The sequence below is a fragment of the Inquilinus sp. NPDC058860 genome (genome assembly GCF_042743185.1).
Lineage (GTDB): Bacteria > Pseudomonadota > Alphaproteobacteria > DSM-16000 > Inquilinaceae > Inquilinus.
The window spans coordinates 48,355-64,218 of record NZ_JBHYMS010000025.1 but is presented as its reverse complement, the minus strand read 5'-3'; the positions used below and the strand labels follow the sequence as shown (position 1 = coordinate 64,218).

Annotated in this window: 14 protein-coding genes; 6 read left to right on the top strand and 8 right to left on the bottom strand. The window is 70.6% G+C overall.

The features are described 5' to 3' along the window. Nucleotides 1-38: 38 nt before the first annotated feature. The 4 genes from ACFW16_RS18535 (at nucleotide 39) to ACFW16_RS18520 (ending at nucleotide 5,091) form a co-directional block, all read left to right on the top strand. Nucleotides 39-1,544: a sugar ABC transporter ATP-binding protein gene (locus ACFW16_RS18535; protein ID WP_380307624.1), complete on the top strand. Its 1,506-nt coding sequence runs from the start codon at nucleotides 39-41 to the stop codon at nucleotides 1,542-1,544. 3 nt (nucleotides 1,545-1,547) lie between these two features. Continuing rightward, nucleotides 1,548-2,534, top strand: coding sequence for an ABC transporter permease (locus ACFW16_RS18530; RefSeq protein ID WP_380307622.1), 987 nt, complete (start codon nucleotides 1,548-1,550; stop codon nucleotides 2,532-2,534). Nucleotides 2,535-2,554: 20 nt separating this feature from the next. Then, a complete protein-coding gene (locus ACFW16_RS18525) occupies nucleotides 2,555-4,057 on the top strand; it encodes an FGGY-family carbohydrate kinase (protein WP_380307620.1) in 1,503 nt (500 codons plus the stop codon). Between the two features lie 131 nt (nucleotides 4,058-4,188). Continuing rightward, nucleotides 4,189-5,091, top strand: a complete 903-nt coding sequence (locus tag ACFW16_RS18520; RefSeq protein WP_380307618.1) for an NAD-dependent epimerase/dehydratase family protein — start codon at nucleotides 4,189-4,191, stop codon at nucleotides 5,089-5,091. Nucleotides 5,092-5,186: 95 nt separating this feature from the next. On the opposite strand, the gene ACFW16_RS18515 is transcribed toward ACFW16_RS18520, so the two are convergent. Both ACFW16_RS18515 and lpxA (ACFW16_RS18510) read right to left on the bottom strand, forming a co-directional pair. Continuing rightward, the gene (locus ACFW16_RS18515; RefSeq protein WP_380307616.1) at nucleotides 5,187-5,651 is read right to left on the bottom strand and encodes an SRPBCC family protein; all 465 of its coding nucleotides are present in this window, start codon (nucleotides 5,649-5,651) and stop codon (nucleotides 5,187-5,189) included. 61 nt (nucleotides 5,652-5,712) lie between these two features. Beyond that, the gene (gene lpxA / locus ACFW16_RS18510; RefSeq protein WP_380307614.1) at nucleotides 5,713-6,498 is read right to left on the bottom strand and encodes an acyl-ACP--UDP-N-acetylglucosamine O-acyltransferase; all 786 of its coding nucleotides are present in this window, start codon (nucleotides 6,496-6,498) and stop codon (nucleotides 5,713-5,715) included. 182 nt (nucleotides 6,499-6,680) lie between these two features. On the opposite strand from lpxA (ACFW16_RS18510), the gene ACFW16_RS18505 reads away from it, so the two are divergent. Further along, on the top strand, nucleotides 6,681-8,225 hold the full coding sequence (locus ACFW16_RS18505) for an amidase (RefSeq protein ID WP_380307612.1): 1,545 nt from the start codon (nucleotides 6,681-6,683) through the stop codon (nucleotides 8,223-8,225). 5 nt (nucleotides 8,226-8,230) lie between these two features. Here the strand turns inward: ACFW16_RS18505 and lpxA (ACFW16_RS18500) are convergent, their stop codons facing one another. Continuing rightward, nucleotides 8,231-9,019: an acyl-ACP--UDP-N-acetylglucosamine O-acyltransferase gene (gene lpxA, locus ACFW16_RS18500; RefSeq protein WP_380307610.1), complete on the bottom strand. Its 789-nt coding sequence runs from the start codon at nucleotides 9,017-9,019 to the stop codon at nucleotides 8,231-8,233. Nucleotides 9,020-9,279: 260 nt separating this feature from the next. On the opposite strand from lpxA (ACFW16_RS18500), the gene ACFW16_RS18495 reads away from it, so the two are divergent. Continuing rightward, entirely contained in the window at nucleotides 9,280-9,891 is a 612-nt protein-coding gene (locus ACFW16_RS18495) for a LysE family translocator (protein ID WP_380307608.1), read from the top strand. A 3-nt stretch (nucleotides 9,892-9,894) separates the two neighbouring features. Here ACFW16_RS18495 and ACFW16_RS18490 read toward each other — a convergent pair whose 3' ends face one another. From ACFW16_RS18490 to ACFW16_RS18470, 5 genes are all read right to left on the bottom strand, one after another. Then, entirely contained in the window at nucleotides 9,895-11,016 is a 1,122-nt protein-coding gene (locus ACFW16_RS18490; RefSeq protein WP_380307606.1) for a DegT/DnrJ/EryC1/StrS family aminotransferase, read from the bottom strand. Between the two features lie 250 nt (nucleotides 11,017-11,266). After that, nucleotides 11,267-11,704 (bottom strand): helix-turn-helix domain-containing protein, encoded by a 438-nt coding sequence (locus ACFW16_RS18485; RefSeq protein WP_380307604.1) that lies wholly within the window; start codon nucleotides 11,702-11,704, stop codon nucleotides 11,267-11,269. 169 nt (nucleotides 11,705-11,873) lie between these two features. Next, nucleotides 11,874-13,976, bottom strand: a complete 2,103-nt coding sequence (locus ACFW16_RS18480; protein ID WP_380307602.1) for a dipeptide ABC transporter ATP-binding protein — start codon at nucleotides 13,974-13,976, stop codon at nucleotides 11,874-11,876. A 4-nt stretch (nucleotides 13,977-13,980) separates the two neighbouring features. Continuing rightward, complete coding sequence (locus ACFW16_RS18475) at nucleotides 13,981-14,871, bottom strand: ABC transporter permease (RefSeq protein ID WP_380307600.1); 891 nt, start codon at nucleotides 14,869-14,871, stop codon at nucleotides 13,981-13,983. Nucleotides 14,872-14,880: 9 nt separating this feature from the next. Continuing rightward, nucleotides 14,881-15,813, bottom strand: coding sequence for an ABC transporter permease (locus tag ACFW16_RS18470; RefSeq protein ID WP_380307598.1), 933 nt, complete (start codon nucleotides 15,811-15,813; stop codon nucleotides 14,881-14,883). Nucleotides 15,814-15,864 lie beyond the last annotated feature (51 nt).

The following is a 15,864-nucleotide window of genomic DNA, read 5'->3' as shown; positions in this document are numbered from 1 at the left end:
CGGCCGGCCCGCCGCCCCTGCCCTGCCGGAGGGACAGCATGACCGATCTGGTGGATCTGCGCGGCATCGCCAAATCCTTCGGCGGCGTCCGGGCCCTGGCCGGGGTCGACTTCACGGTGCGGCCCGGCGAGGTGCATGCCCTGCTGGGCGAGAACGGCGCCGGCAAGTCGACCCTGATGCGCGTGCTGGGCGGCGAGATGCGGCCCGATGCCGGCGAGGTGCGGATCGAGGGCCGGCCGGTCCTGTTCGGCGGCCCGCGCGAGGCGCTGCAGCGCGGCATCGCCGTGATCCACCAGGAGCTGGCGCTGGCGCCCGACCTGTCGGTGGCCGAGAACATCTTCATGCGCGAGCTGCCGAAGGTGATCGGCTGGCGCGGCCTGAACCGCCGGGCCCGCGCCCTGATCGAGCGGCTGGGCTTCGACATCGATCCGCGCCGGCTGGTCGGCGACCTGGCCGTCGCCCACCAGCAGGTGGTGGAGATCGCCAAGGCGCTGTCGCGCGACATCCGCGTCATCGTCTTCGACGAGCCGACGGCGGTGCTGGCGGCGCGCGACGCCGAACGGCTGCACCGGATCATCGCCGATCTTCGCGGCGCCGGGGTCGGCATCGTCTACATCTCGCACCGGCTGGAGGAGGTGTTCCGCATCGCCGACCGGATGACGGTGATGAAGGACGGCCGCACGGTCGGCACCGTGACGCCGCAGGAGGCCGGGATCGACGACGTCATCCGCATGATGGTCGGCCGGCCGCTGTCGGCGATGTTCGCCGACAAGTCGCGGCGCCAGGCGGGGGCGGAGGCGCTGCGGGTCGAGGCCTTGCGCGCCGGCACCCGGGTGCGCGGCGTCAGCTTCGCGGTGCGGGCCGGCGAGATCCTGGGGCTGGGCGGTCTGGTCGGGTCCGGCCGCACCGAGACGGCGCGGCTGATCTTCGGCGCCGACCGGCGCGACGGCGGCGATATTTTTCGAAACGGGCGCAAAGTCTCGATCCGCTCCCCGCTCGACGCGGTGGCGGCGGGAATCGGGCTGGTGCCGGAAGACCGCAAGGGCCAGGGCGTGATCCTGGGGCTGTCGATCCGGGTCAACGCCACCATGGCCCGGCTGAAGCCGGTGGTGAACCCGCTGGGCTTCATCCGCCGCGTCGCCGAGAAGCGACTGGTCGGGGACCTCGCGGGCAGCCTGCGGGTCAAGGCCGCCGGCATCGAGGCGCCGGTGTCCAGCCTGTCCGGCGGCAACCAGCAGAAGGTGGTGCTGGCCAAGTGGTTCCATGTCGGCGGCGAGGTCATCATCCTCGACGAGCCGACCCGCGGCGTCGATGTCGGCGCCAAGGCCGAGATCTACGCCCTGATCGAGCGCATGGCCGCCGATGGCAAGGCGGTGATCGTGATCTCCTCCGAGCACCAGGAGCTGTTCGGCCTGTGCGACCGGGTGCTGGTGATGGGCGAAGGCGAGATCCGCGGCGAGCTGCTGCCGGAGCGCTACAGCGAGGAAAACCTGCTGTCGCTGGCGATGATCCGCCGCGACGGCGAGCTGAGGATGGCGGGCTGACGCATGACCACGACGACCGCCGGGACGCCGGACAAGCCGCGCAGCCGCACCGATATCGGCGAGCTGTTCCACCGCTACGGTACCTTCTGCATCTTCGTGCTGCTGATCGTCGGCGCGCATCTGATGTCGCCCGCCTTCCTGACCGAGCGGAACATCATGAACGTGCTGCGCCAGATCTCCGGCACCGGGATCATGGCGGTCGGCATGCTGCTGGTGATCCTGACCCGCGGCATCGACCTGTCGGTCGGGTCGGTCTCGGCGCTGGGCAGCGTGCTGTCCGCGTACCTGGTGGCCACATGGTCGCCGGAGGCGTCGACCGTGCTGGTGGTGCTGGCCGGCGCCGGCTGCGGTCTGGTCACCGGCATCCTGGTCGCCTATCTGCGCCTGCCGGCCTTCGTCATGACGCTGGCGATGATGACGGCGGCGCGCGGCCTGTCGCTGATCATCTCCAACGGCCAGCCGATCCTGCTGGGCGACAGCGGCCAGGCCTTCACCGATTTCGGCGCCGGCTTCCTGTTCGGCGTGCCGCAGCCGGTGCTGCTGATGTTCGCCGTGTTCATCGTCGGCGGGGTGGTGCTGGGCTTCACCAAGTTCGGCCGCATCGTCCAGGCCATCGGCTCGAACGAGGAGGCGGTGCGCCTGTCCGGCATCGCCGTGCCGCGCTATGTCTGCGCCGTCTATGTCATCTCCGGCGCGCTGGCCGCCCTGGCCGGCATCATCTCCACCGCCCGGGCCGGCGTCGGGTCGGCCCAGGTCGGGGTCGGGGCCGAGCTGGCGGTGATCGCCGCGGTGGTGATCGGCGGCGCCAGCCTGATGGGTGGGCGTGGCGGCATGATCAACACGCTGCTGGGCGCCATGGTGATGGGCGTGATCGGCAACATCATGAACCTGGCCAACGTCCCGGGCTATCATCAGCAGGTCCTGATGGGCGCGATCATCGTGATCGCCGTGCTGCTGCAGCACGGCACGCGCTGGCTGCGCCGGCATTAGGCCTGCCGCACGGAACTGCCATGACCCGAGACCTCGCCCTTTCGATCGATGTCGGCACCGGCAGCGCGCGGGCGGCGCTGGTCGATGACGGCGGCTGGATCCTGGCCATCGCCGCGCGGGAGCACGAGCAGATCGTGCCGCAATTCGGCTGGTCGGAGCAGCGGCCGGCCGATTGGTGGGCCGGGGTCGTGCAGTCGGTGCGCACCGTGTTGGACCAGGTCGAGGGCGCCCGCGACCGCATCGCCGCGGTCTGCGCCTGCGGCCAGATGCATGGCACGGTGCTGGTCGACGACACCGGCGCCCTGACCCGCGACACCGTCCCGCTGTGGAACGACAAGCGCACGCTGGATCTGGTCTCGGCGTTCGAGCGCGACCATGCGCCTGCGACCTACCTGGCCGAGAGCGGCAACCCGCCGACCCCGGCCTGGCCGGGCTTCAAGCTGGCCTGGATCCGCGACCACAACCCTGAGGCGTACCGCCGGGCGGCGGCGGTGATGATGCCGAAGGACTGGGTCAATTTCCGCCTGACCGGCGAGATCGCCATGGAGGCGACGGAAGGGTCCTGCAGCTTCCTGATGAATCCGGCGACGCGCGACTGGTCGCCCGCCATGATCGCGCTGCTGGGGCTGGACGCGGCCAAGCTGCCGCGGCTGCGGTCGCCGCTGGAGATCCTGGGCGGCGTCACCGAAGCGGCGGCGGTGGAGACCGGCCTGCTCGCGGGCACGCCGGTGCTGGTCGGCGGTGCCGACTATCCGATGGCGCTGCTGGGCTCGGGCGCCTGCCGGCCGGGGCTGGTCTCCGACGTCACCGGCACGTCCTCGATCATCACCCTGATCACCGAGGCGCCGCTGCTGGACCCCGAGATCTGCAACGTCGCCACGATCGAGGGCGGCTGGGGGCCCTTCGTGCTGCTGGAGAGCGGCGGCGACGCCATGCGCTGGGCCCGCCGCGCCTTCCACGAGGGCGCGCTGGGCTATCCCGAGATCGTCGCCAAGGCGGCCGAGGCCGCGCCGGGCGCCGGCGGCCTGCTGTTCCTGCCCTATCTGGTGGGCGAGCGGCTGGGCGCCCATCGCAACGCCCGGGCGCAGTTCTTCGGCCTCGGCGCCGGGCACGGCCTGGCCGAGCTGCACCGGGCGGTGCTGGAGGGCGTGGCCTTCGCCGTCACCCGCCACATCCGGGTGATGGAGGCGGCGTCGGGCCGGCCGCTGGACCGGCTGATCGCCTCCGGCGGCGGCGCCAAGACCGGGCTGTGGCTGAAGATCAAGGCCAGCGCCACCGGCCTGCCGATCCTGGTGCCGGAGGAGGCGGAATGCGGCGTGGTCGGCTGCGCCGCCATGGTCGCCGCCGCCACCGGCCGATTTTCCACGGTGCAGGACGCGGCCGGGGCGTTCGTGCGCTACGGCGCCGAGATCGAACCGGACCCCGCCTGGGCCAAGCGCTACGCCCGGATGCAGCCGGTGTTCGACCGGCTGTACCGCCACAGCCAAGCTCTCTACGACGATCTGGACCGGATCACGTCGTAGCAGGCCTGTCCGTTTGCGGGGCTTCCGTCTGTGAATTCGCTTCATGCCAGCTTGTCCGGCCGGATGGCTTCCCGACACAGGTTCCCTGCCCCCATCTTCTTCAGGATCTGAACGCGGACGAAAGCATCGGCATGACCATTTTCCTGACCGGCGCCAGCGGCTATATCGGCGGCGCCGTCGCCCTGCGGCTGGTGAAAGACGGGCACCGGATCCGCGGCCTGGTGCGGTCGCCGGACAAGGCGGCGCGGCTGCAGGCGCTGGGCATCGAGCCGGTGCGGGGCGAACTGTCGGACACGGCGCTGCTGGCGCGGGAGGCGAAGGCGGCCGACGCGGTGGTCAACGCCGCCGATTCCGACGACCGGACGGCGGTCGAAGCCTTCCTCGACGCCCTCGCCGGCAGCGGCAAGCCCTTCCTGCACACCAGCGGCACCAGCGTGGTGGCCGACGACGCCCGCGGCGAATGGGCCTCGGACCGGATCTACGACGAGGACACGCCGGTCGAGCCGGTGCCGGGCAAGGCCGCGCGGGTCGCCATCGACCGGCTGATCGTCGACGCTGCCGGGCGCGGCGTGCGGTCGGTGGTGCTGTGCAACAGCCTGATCTACGGCACCGGGCCCGGGCTGCATGCCGACAGCGTGCAGATCCCGACGCTGGTCGCCGCGGCACGGACATCCGGCGTGGTCCGGCATGTCGGGCGCGGCCTGAACATCTGGTCGAACGTGCATGTCGACGACATGGCGGAACTCTATGCCCTGGCGCTGGACCGCGCGCCGGCCGGCGCCTTCACCTATGTCGAGAACGGCGAAGCCTCCTTCGCCGAGGCCGCGGCGGCGCTCGCCCGGCGTCTCGGCCTCGGCGCGCCGCAGCCCTGGCCGATCGACGACGCCGTCGCCACGCTGGGCTTCGGCCACGCCGTCTACTCGCTCGGCTCGAACAGCCGGGTTCGAGGCAAGCGGGCGCGGGCGGAACTGGGCTGGGCGCCGAAGCACGCGTCGCTCACCGAGTGGATCGAAAACGAGATGCCGGTCGGCTGAGACATCGTAGGTTGGGTTCGCTCTGGCGAACCCAACAGGGGCAAAACATGTTGGGTTTGGGTTCGCGTCCGCGAACCCAACCTACGCGCTGGTCCTCAACCCCGGATGTACCGCGCGAAGTCGGCGAGGATCAGCGGCCAGCCCCCGGGCGAGGCCATGCCGTCGCGCAGCCGGGCCGCCCCGTCGCCGTGGCGCTCGAAGTCGCGGTGCTCCAGCTCGATCCGGGTGCGCCCCTGCTCCGGCACGAAGCGGATCTCGACCTCGCTGGCCCGCTCCTCGGGCTCCGGCGCCCGCTCCGGGCTGACGGCGAAGGACAGCACCAGCCGCGACGGCGGCTCCCAGGCGCGGACCTCGCCCCAGGCGGTCTCACGGCCGGCGCGGTCGCGCTCGAACCAGAGGCCGCCGGCCCGCGGCTCGATAACCGCGGTGTCGAGCTCCGCCTGGGCATAGGTGTAGGCGAGCGGCCACCACCGCCCGATCTCCCGGGTGAAGGCGTCGAAGGCACGATCCTGCGGCGCGTCGACGGCGATGCCGGCCTGGATCGGGCTCACGGCGGTCATGGCGTCCTCCTCGACGATCGGCTTCGAGTCATCAACGCGCCGAGAGGCCGGCCCGTTGCCGTCAGGCCGCGACCAGCCCGCGCCTGGTGTCGGACAGGAACTCCAGCAGCTCGGCCACGCCCTTGTCGCCGGCATGGTCGCGGCGGACCCGCGCCATCCGCTCGGCCTTCTCCCCGGTGCCGCGGAACAGGGCGCGGAATACGCGGCGCAGGGCCATCACCTCCGGCTCGGTGAAGCCGTGGCGGCGCAGCCCGACCTCGTTCAGCGACACGAGGCGTGCCCGGTCGCCCTGGACCAGGCAGAAGGGCGGCACGTCCTGCGCCACCATGGCCCCGGCGGCGACGAAGGCATGGGCGCCGATGCGGGTGAACTGGTGCACCCCAGCCAGGCCGCTGACATGGACGTGGTCGCCGACCTCGACATGGCCGGCCAGGGTCGCGGCGTTGGCGAACTGGGCGTGGCTGCCGATGCGGCAGTCATGGGCGATGTGCGAGCAGGCCATGAACAGGTTGCCGTCGCCGACCGTGGTCAGCCCGCCGGAGACGCCGACGCCCGGCTGGATGGTGACGTATTCGCGGATGATGTTGTCGTGGCCGATGACCAGCCGCGTCTCCTCGCCCCTGTACTTCAGGTCCTGCGGCGGCGCGCCGACCGAGGCGAACTGGAAGACCTGGTTGCGGTCGCCGATCTCGGTCCGCCCCTCGACCACCGCATGCGGCCCGACGATGCAGTCGCGGCCCATCCGGACCTTGGGCCCGATCACGGCATAGGCGCCGATGCGGGTGCCCTCGCCGATCTCGGCCCCGGGCTCGATGATCGCGGTGCGGTGGATCAGGGACGACGTCATGCAGGATCCCGACTGGAAACACGGCGGCCGGACGGTCCGGCACGCTGGCGATCCTGCCGGCCGCGGCGCCAGGGCGGAACTCAAAATTTGTTACACATCATTGCGTTGCACCATCTGTCCCCAGGACCGCTTGGCCGATGGACGACCCGCGCGCTATCGTCCCGCACTCGCCAGGAGCCGCCATGACCACAGCCGCGTCGACCGCGATCGACCCCGTCGAGATGACGGTGGCGGATGTCGAGACCGCCTTGGCCCGGGGCATCACAGCGGAGGCGCTGACCCAGGCCTTCCTCGACCGCATCGCCCGGTACAATCCGCGCCATGTCGCGGTGATCACGGCGAACCCCGACGCCCTGCGCGAGGCGCGCGAGATCGACCGGCGGCGCGCCGCGGGCGAGGCGCCGGGCCCGCTGGCCGGGGTGCCGGTCGTGGTCAAGGACACCATGGACATGGCCGGGCTGCCCAGCACCGGCGGCTGGCGGCTGCTGAGCGCCCGGGCCGGCGGCGTCGACCTGATCCCGGCGACGGATTCGCCGGTGGTGGCGCGGATGCGCGCCGCGGGCGCCGTGATCCTGGGCAAGACCAATGTCCCGGTGCTGAGCGCGTCGGGCAGCCATGCCGACGACAGCTGGGCCGGCGCGACGCTCAATGCCGCCTACCCTGGCCGCGTGCCCGGCGGCAGCAGCGCCGGAACCGCCACCGCGGTCGCCGGCAGCCTCGCCGTGCTGGGCCTGGCGGAGGAGACCGGCGGGTCGATCCAGAATCCGGCATCGGCCCAGGATCTGGTCGGGATCAAGCCGAGCTTCGGCCTGGTGCCCAATGCCGGGGTCATGCCGCTGGCCGGCAGCACCCGCGACGTCGTCGGCCCGATCGCGCGCTGCGTGCGCGACGCGGCGCTGACGCTGGACGTGCTGGCCGGCTTCAGCCCGGAGGACCCCAAGACCGTGGCCGGGATCGGGCACCGGCCGCGGGGCGGCTACGCCGCCGGACTCGACGCCGGATCGCTGCACGGCAAGCGCCTCGGCCTGTACGGGCCGGGATGGCGCAGCCAGGCGCTGTCGCCCGGGACGGCTGTGGCGTACCGGCGGGCGACCGGCGAGCTGGAGGCGCGGGGCGTGGTCCTGGTCGAGGATCCGTTCGCGGGGTCGGGCTTCGCCGACATCGCCCGCCCGGCGCCGGGCGCCGAGGGGTTCGACCCGCGCGGCATCGAAGGCCTGCCCTACGACCTGGACCGTTACCTGACGCGGCTGGGCCCGGACGCCGCGATCCGGTCCTTCGAGGCCTTCAAGGCCGCGGTCGCCGCCGAGGACCCGTTCGGCCCGGGCGGCGTGCTCGCCTTCATGGCGGATGCGCCGGCATTCCGGGCCGGCCTGGCCGACCCGTCGGCGCCGCCGGACCTGTCCGACTTCCTGGCGGCGAAGGAGGCCTATCTCGAGATCTTCGCCGAGGTCATGGCGCGGCACCGGCTCGACGGGCTGGCGGTCCCGCAGATGCGCGGCGAGCTGCCGTTCGCGGGCAGCGGCCAGGCGATCCAGGAGACCGCGGTCTCCGAGATCAACATCGCCGGCCTGCCCGGCGTGACGGTGCCGGCCGGCCGCACCGCGTCGGGCGCGCCCTTCGGCCTGCTCTTCATCGGCCCGATGTGGAGCGAGGCGGCCCTGCTGTCCTTCGCCTTCGACTACGAGAGCGCCACCCGGCACCGCAGGCCGCCGATCCTCAGCCTGTAAGGCACTCAGGCCGCTGCCAGGCCTCGCTTCGTATCCAGCAGGAAACGCAGCAGCAGATCGACCCCGCGGCGGTCGCCATAGGCATGATGGACCGCCGCCATCCGTTCGGCCTTGGCGCCGCCGCCGCGGAACAGCATGCGGAACACCTTGCGCAGCATCAGCACATCCGCCTCGATGAAGCCGTTGCGGCGCAGCCCGACCTCGTTCAGCGACACCAGCCGGGCCCGGTCACCCTGTGCCAGACAGAAGGGCGGCACGTCCTGGGACACCATGGCGCCGGCCGCGACGAAGGCGAAGGCGCCGATCCGGGTGAATTGATGAACCGCAACCAGGCCGCTGAGAAAGGCATGGTCGCCGACCTCGCCATAGCCGGCGATCATCGCCCCGTTGACGAAGCGGGTGTGATTGCCGATGCGGCAGTCGTGGCCGACATGGGCGTTGGCCATGAACAGGTTGCCGTCGCCGATCGTGGTCACCCCGAGCGGCCGCGCCGCGCCGGAATGGATGGTGACGTGCTCGCGAAAGACGTTGCCGTCGCCGATCCGCAGCCGGCTGTTGCCGCCGCTGAACTTCAGGTCCTGCGGCTGGGCGCCGACCGAGGCGAACTGGAAGATGTGATTGCGATCGCCGATCTCGGTGTCGCCCTCGACCACGGCATGAGGCCCGACGATATTGTCGCGCCCGAGCCGGACCCCTTCGCCGATCACGGCATACGCCCCGATGCGGGTGCCTTCACCGATTTCGACGCCAGACGCAATGATGGCCGTGGCATGAAACAAGCTCGGCAAAGACATGATTTCCGATGCCCCAAAACATTTGGATGAAGCGGGCCGGATCCAGAGTAGATCGACGGCGCAATTTTTCGCTTGTCGATACTGCACTCAATCACGACACAAACAAAAGTTAAAATTTATTTCTGAATTTATTCCGACTAATCAGAAGCGCTCCAATCTGACGAATGTCGAGCCTTTTCAATAGGCTGCGAGACGAGACGATTTCGAGCGTGCATAATGGCCGGGCCGGTATTGTCCGGCCCCTGCCGAAGGTTCAGCCGATGGATGCGTCGACGCTTCTGATCTATGCCGTCACGCTCGGCGTCGCCTGCGCCGTGCCGGGCCCGACCACCGCGGCGCTGGTGGCCCGCGTGCTGGGCCGCGGCAGCCGGGGCGCGCCGGCCTTCTGCGCCGGGCTGATGGCCGGAGACCTGATGTGGCTCGGTGCCACGGCGCTCGGCCTCGCCATGCTGGCGGCGACGCTGCAGCCGGTCTTCATCGTGATCAAATACGCCGGCGCCGCCTATCTGCTGTATCTCGCCTGGCGGCTATGGACCGCCCCGGCCACGGCGCCGGTCGAGGCGCAGCCGGTGCGCGGCGAAGGCGTTCGCCTGTTCCTGGCCGGCATCTCGGTCTGCCTCGGCAACCCGAAGACGACGCTGTTCTACCTGGCGCTGCTGCCGACCATCATCGACCTGCAGCACATGACCTGGATGGGCTTCGCCGAGCTCGCCGCCACGCTGGTCGTGGTCTACGGCGCCGTGCTGGCGGCCTATGTCGTGCTGGCGCTGCGCGCCCGCCGGATGTTCCGGTCGCCACGGGCGCTCAAGGCGATCAACCGCGGCACCGGCACGGTGATGGCCGGCGCCGCAGTGGCGGTGGCGACGCGCTGAGCCTCAGCCGACCGCCGCGATCACCGCGTCGCAGACGCGGTCGGCGTCGGCGTCGGACAGGAAGGGGTGCATCGGCAGGCTCAGCACCTCGCGGCTCAGCGCCTCGCTGACCGGCAGCGAGCCCTCGCCTTCGCCATGGGCGCGGTAGGCCTCGGCCAGATGCATCGGCGTCGGGTAGTAGATCGCGGTCGGCACCCCGGCCTCGCCCAGCTTCGCCCGCACCGCGTCGCGGTCCGCCACGCGGATGGTGTATTGCGCCCAGGCGCAGGTCAGCCCGTCCGGCATCACCGGCGTCTGGATGCGGTTGGACAGCCGGGCCGAGTAGTGCCGCGCCAGCCGGTCGCGGGCGGCCAGCTCCTCGCCGAAGCTGGGCAGCTTGGCCAGCAGCACCGCCGCCTGGATGGTGTCGAAACGGGCGTTGAGACCGACCCGCACGGTGTCGTAGCGGCTCTTGCCCTCGCCATGGACGCGGATCGACTTCAGCACCGCGGCCAGCTCGTCGTCATCGGTGAAGATGGCGCCGCCGTCGCCGTAGCAGCCGAGCGGCTTGGCCGGGTAGAAGCTGGTGGCGGTGACCGGTGCCAGCGACCCGACCGGGCGGCCGTGAAAGGCGCCGCCGAAGCTCTGCGCCGCGTCGTCGATGACGAACAGGCCATGCGCGTCGGCGATCGCCTGCAGCTTCGGATAGTCGACCGGCAGGCCGAACAGGTCGACCGCGATCACCGCCTTGGGCTTGAGCTTGCCGGCGGCCCCGACCGTGGCGATGCGGCGCTCGAGATCGGTGAGGTCGACCAGATAGGTCGCGGGATCGACATCGACGAAGACCGGCGAGGCGCCGAGCAGCAGGATCGCCTCGGCCGTCGCGGTGAAGGTGAAGGCCGGCACGAAGACGGCGTCGCCCGGACCGATATCCCGCGCCATCAGCGGCATGATCAGCGCGTCGGTGCCGCTGGCCACCGTCAGGCAGTGGCGGGCGCCGGCCCGCCGCGCCAGCTCGCCCTCCAGCTCCGCCACCTCCGGCCCCAGGATGTACTGGCCGTGGTCGAGCACCGCATGGATGCGGGCGTCGATCAGCGGCTTCAGGCGGGCATATTGCTGCTTGAGGTCGACGAAGGGGAGCGACACGGGCTAGCCTCGGCTATCGGAACTGAGGGTGATGTAACCCCGCCCCGGCCGCGATGCCAGCCGGAAACGCGACCCGGGCAAACCGTCCCAGGGGTCGGGCCGTCTCAGAGCCCTTTTGGAAATGCTACTGGCGCGGCCGTCTGATGGCGGTTTCTGCGCTTCCGGTGCTCACGGACCCAAACGTCCGCTGCGCGCCAGTTCTCGAAACCACCACCAGCCGACTCACGCCAGCGCATTTCCAAAAGGGCTCTCAGTGCTCGGTCGCGTCCGGCCCGAGCGAGCGCAGCAGGTCGACCAGGCGGCGGCGGACCGTCGCATCCTCGATCCGGTAATAGGCGCGCACCAGCTCCAGCGTCTCGCGGCTGGCCACCATCTCGGCGTCGTGCGCCGGATGGGTCGCGCCGTTCTGCGGGGCATCGGTCATGCCTTCGAAGAAATAGCCGACCGGCACGTTGAGGATGTGCGTCAGCTGGTGCAGCCGGCTGGCGCTGACGCGGTTGGCGCCGCGCTCGTATTTCTGGATCTGCTGGAACGATACGCCGAAGGCCGCGGCCAGCTTCTCCTGGCTCATTCCCAGGAGGGTGCGGCGCTGGCGCAGTCGGGCACCGACATGGACATCCACCGGATCCGGGCCATCCTCCGTGATGGTCTTGCGCCGGCGCTGTCGGTCCGAACCGCGGGTCGCCATATTGTTACTTCCTCCTGCGGGTCTCGGCCCGACACCGAATACGATCGCGAACGACCGATCTGGTGCGGTCCCCCGTTGCCGCAGTGTCGAACCCGGCCCGCCTCATACTATAGTATGTCGCGAGAAACCGGGCCGCAATACCCGCATAAGGCGATCTACACCGCCACGGTTAACCCGCACGCCCCAGGACGGGTTCCACCGCCGCGAGGTCCGGCAGCGGAATATGGCAGCGGATGAGGTGGCCGTCGGTGCCGGCACGCTCGGGCGGCGCCTCGGTCTCGCAGATCCCGCCGAGCTTGCGCGGGCAGCGGGTGTGGAAGGGACAGCCCTGCGGCGGATCCAGCGGGCTGGGCAGCGGTCCTTCCAGGATGATGCGCTTCTTCTCGATCGTCGGGTCGGCCACCGGCACGGCGGCCAGCAGCGCCTCGGTGTAGGGATGATAGGGCGGCTGGAAGACCGCGTCGGTCGTCCCCTGCTCCATGACCTGACCGAGATACATCACCACCACCCGGTCGGCCAGGTAGCGGACCACGCCGAGGTCGTGGCTGATGAACAAGAGCGTGGTGCCGGAGCGGCGCTGGATGTCGACCAGGAGGCCGGTGACCGCCGCCTGGACTGAGACGTCGAGGGCCGAGACCGGCTCGTCCGCCACCACCATGGCCGGGGCGCCGGCGAAGGCGCGGGCGATGCCGACGCGCTGCTTCTGCCCGCCGGAGAGCTGGCGCGGCTTGCGGTCGATGAAGGCGCGCGGCAGCTTGACCAGGTCGAGCAGGCGCAGCACCTCCTCCTCGACATTGCGCCGGCCCTTCTTGACGCCGAACTTGCGGATCACCCGGCCGATCTGCTGGCCCACCGTCATGCTGGGGTTCAGCGTGTCGTTCGGGTTCTGGAACACCATCTGCAGCGAGGACAGGAGCTTGGCGTCGCGCCGCTGCACCGGCTTGCGGCCGATATCGGTGCCGCGGAAGGAGACGGTGCCGTCGGTCGCCGTCTCCAGCCCCATCAGCACCCGCGCGAAGGTCGACTTGCCGCAGCCGCTCTCGCCCACGATGGCGACGGTCTGGCCGCCGCGCGCCTCGAAGCTGATCGCCTCGTTGGCGCGGACGTAGCGGGTGCGGTCGCTGCCGAGCAGCGCCGCGATCGAGCTGTCGTAGATCGGGTAGTGCTTGCGCATCGCCGCGACCTCCAGCACGGGCTGGTCGTTCGCGGCGGCGACGACCGGCACGGCCTCGAGCGGCATCGGGACCGGCGGCTTCGCCTCGATCTCCTCCCAGCGCAGGCAGCGCACCCCCCGGGTCTCGCTGGCCGGCAGCATCGGCACCGCCACGGCATCGCAGCGACCGGCCTCGAAATGGTCGCAGCGCGGCCCGAACCAGCAGCCCTGCGGCCGGGCCTGCGGCAGCGGCAGCTGGCCGCGGATCGGCACCAGCGGCCGGCTGGTCTTGTCCCGTCCCGGGGTCGGGATGCAGCCGAACAGGCCCTGGGTGTAGGGATGGCGCGGGGCGGCGAAGATCTGGTCGATCGTCCCCTCCTCCACCGCCTGGCCGGCATACATGACGCAGACCCGGTCGCAGGTCTCGCGGATCAGCCCAAGATTGTGGCTGATGTAGAGCATGGCGGTGCCGAGCGTCCGGCCGAGCTCGGCGATCAGGTCGACGATGCCGGCCTCGACCGTGACGTCGAGCGCCGTGGTCGGCTCGTCCAGCAGCAGCAGCGAGGGGTTGGACAGGAGCGCCATGGCGATGACCACGCGCTGCTGCTGGCCGCCCGAGATCTGGTGCGGATAGGCCTGCAGCACGCGGTCGGGGTCGCCCAGCCGCACCCGGGCCAGCATGTCGCGGGCCCGGGTCAGCGCCTGCTCGCGGGTGCAGCCGGGCTCGTGGCACAGCGGCACCTCGGCCAGCTGGTCGCCGATCCTGAGCGCCGGGTTCAGCGCCGCCATCGGCTCCTGGTAGACCATGGCGATCTCGGCGCCGCGGATCCGCCGCAGCTCCTCCTCCGGCATCGCCATCAGGTCGCGGCCGCGGAACTTCATGGTGCCGCCGGCGATGCGGCCGTTGCGGCCGAGATAGCGCATGATCGCCATCGCCACGGTCGACTTGCCGCAGCCGCTCTCGCCCACCAGCCCGACGCATTCGCCGGGGCGGACGGTGAGCGAGAAATCGACCACGGCCGGGATCTCGGCGGCGCGGGTGAGGTAGGAGATCGACAGCCGGTCGATCTCCAGGATCGGTGTGGCGGGGTCGCGCGGCGGGATCAGCTCGACCGTCATCGCCTCAATCCTTCAGCGAGATTTCACGCAGCCCGTCCGCCAGCAGGTTCAGGCCGAGGACCAGCGACGAGATGGCGATGCAGGGAAAGACCGTCATCCAGGGCGCGAAGGCGGCCATGGCGCGGGTCTCGTTGACCATGCCGCCCCAGTCCGGGTCGGGCGGCGGCAGGCCGAGGCCGAGGAAGCCCAGCACGCCGATGGTGATGATGGTGTAGCCGAGCCGCAGGCAGGCATCGACGATCAGCGGCCCGCGGGCGTTCGGCAGGATCTCGACGAACATGATGTAGAGCGAGGATTCGCCGCGGGTCTGCGCCGCGGCGACGTAGTCGCGGTTGCGCAGGTCCAGCGTCAGGCCGCGGACGATGCGCATGATGCCGGGGGCGCTGGCGCAGGTGACCGCCAGCACGATGTTGATGCCGGACGGGCCGAAGGTGGTGATGATGACGACGTAGAGCACCAGGATCGGGAAGGACAGGATGATGTCGCCGACCCGGCTGAGCACGTCGTCCCACAGGCCGCGCTTGTAGCCGGCCAGCAGCCCCATGGTGACGCCGAGCGCATAGGCGCAGGCGGTGGCCAGCGGGGCGTAGATCAGCACCCGGCGCGCGCCCCAGATCACCCGGCTGAGGATGTCGCGGCCGAGCTGGTCGGTGCCGAGCCAGAACACCCCGCCATCTGGCGCCACGGTGCCGGGCGGCTTGAACGGCAGCAGGTTCTGGTTCGGCGGGAACGGGGCGATCACCGGCGCCAGCAGCGCCACGGCGATCCAGAACAGCACGATCAGCACGCCGACCACGCCGACCCAGCTCTCGCGCAGCAGCAGCACCGAGCGCAACGCGCGGAGGATCGGGTTGCGGCCCAGCGAGGATGGTGGCGGCAGCGAAATCTCGGCCATTCCGACCCCTCAGGTGAAGCGGATGCGCGGGTTCAGATAGGTGTAGCCGACATCGGCGATGGTCTGGGTCGCCACGGCGACGAAGACCGAGACCATGGCGCAGGCCTGGATCAGGTAGATGTCCTGGTTCAGCGAGGCTTCGAGCAGCAGGGCGCCGAAGCCCTTGTAGCCGAAGAAGGCCTCGACCACGATCACGCCGGACAAGAGCCAGTTGATCTGCAGCACGATCACGGTGAAGGGCGCGATCAGCGCGTTGCGCAGGGCGTGGCGCAGGATCACCCGCCTGTAGGGGATGCCCTTCAGCACCGCGGTGCGGATATAGGGGCTCTGCATCACCTCGGCCATCGAGGCGCGCATCATCCGGGTGACGTAGCCGAAATCGTACAGCACCAGCACCGCGACCGGCATCACCAGCTGCAGGATGTCGAAGCCCTGGTTCATCCCGCTGGTGCCCGGCAGCCATTTCAGGACCAGCACGAACAGGAAGGACAGGAAGGTCGCCGAGGCGAATTCCGGGATCGAGGTGGTGACGATCGACAGCACCGAGATCGAGCGGTCGGTGGCCGAGCCCTCGCGCATGCCGGCCAGGACGCCGAGCACGACGGAGACCGGCACCATGATCAGGAAGACGAAGGCGGCAAGGATCGCGGTGTTCTCCAGCCGCGGCCAGAGCACGTCGGCGACCGGTGTCTTGAAGCGCAGGCTATCGCCGAACTCGCCGCTCGCCATCCGGCCGAGCCAGGCGAGGTAGCGCTCGTACCACGGCGCGAAATAGCCGTGCGCCTCGAGCCAGAGCTGGCGCTGCTCCTCCGAGCTGTAGGGGCCGAGGACCTTCACCGCCACGGACGCCCCGTTCACCTCCAGCAGGAGGAAGACCAGCAGCGACACCGCCAGCATGGTCACGATCATGAAGAAGGCGCGCTTGGCGAGGAAGATCAGCATCGCCTGACCGCCTCCCCACGCTTGCCGGCCCGGGGACGGGCGATGCGCCCC

Coding starts and splice junctions, on each gene's coding strand:
- ACFW16_RS18530 (WP_380307622.1), top strand. CDS start 1,548: ATGACCACGACGACCGCCGGGACGCCGGACAAGCCGCGCAGCCGCACC.
- ACFW16_RS18480 (WP_380307602.1), bottom strand. CDS start 13,976: ATGACGGTCGAGCTGATCCCGCCGCGCGACCCCGCCACACCGATCCTG.
- ACFW16_RS18505 (WP_380307612.1), top strand. CDS start 6,681: ATGACCACAGCCGCGTCGACCGCGATCGACCCCGTCGAGATGACGGTG.
- ACFW16_RS18475 (WP_380307600.1), bottom strand. CDS start 14,871: ATGGCCGAGATTTCGCTGCCGCCACCATCCTCGCTGGGCCGCAACCCG.
- lpxA (WP_380307614.1), bottom strand. CDS start 6,498: ATGACGTCGTCCCTGATCCACCGCACCGCGATCATCGAGCCCGGGGCC.
- ACFW16_RS18470 (WP_380307598.1), bottom strand. CDS start 15,813: ATGCTGATCTTCCTCGCCAAGCGCGCCTTCTTCATGATCGTGACCATG.
- ACFW16_RS18535 (WP_380307624.1), top strand. CDS start 39: ATGACCGATCTGGTGGATCTGCGCGGCATCGCCAAATCCTTCGGCGGC.
- lpxA (WP_380307610.1), bottom strand. CDS start 9,019: ATGTCTTTGCCGAGCTTGTTTCATGCCACGGCCATCATTGCGTCTGGC.
- ACFW16_RS18485 (WP_380307604.1), bottom strand. CDS start 11,704: ATGGCGACCCGCGGTTCGGACCGACAGCGCCGGCGCAAGACCATCACG.
- ACFW16_RS18515 (WP_380307616.1), bottom strand. CDS start 5,651: ATGACCGCCGTGAGCCCGATCCAGGCCGGCATCGCCGTCGACGCGCCG.
- ACFW16_RS18520 (WP_380307618.1), top strand. CDS start 4,189: ATGACCATTTTCCTGACCGGCGCCAGCGGCTATATCGGCGGCGCCGTC.
- ACFW16_RS18495 (WP_380307608.1), top strand. CDS start 9,280: ATGGATGCGTCGACGCTTCTGATCTATGCCGTCACGCTCGGCGTCGCC.
- ACFW16_RS18525 (WP_380307620.1), top strand. CDS start 2,555: ATGACCCGAGACCTCGCCCTTTCGATCGATGTCGGCACCGGCAGCGCG.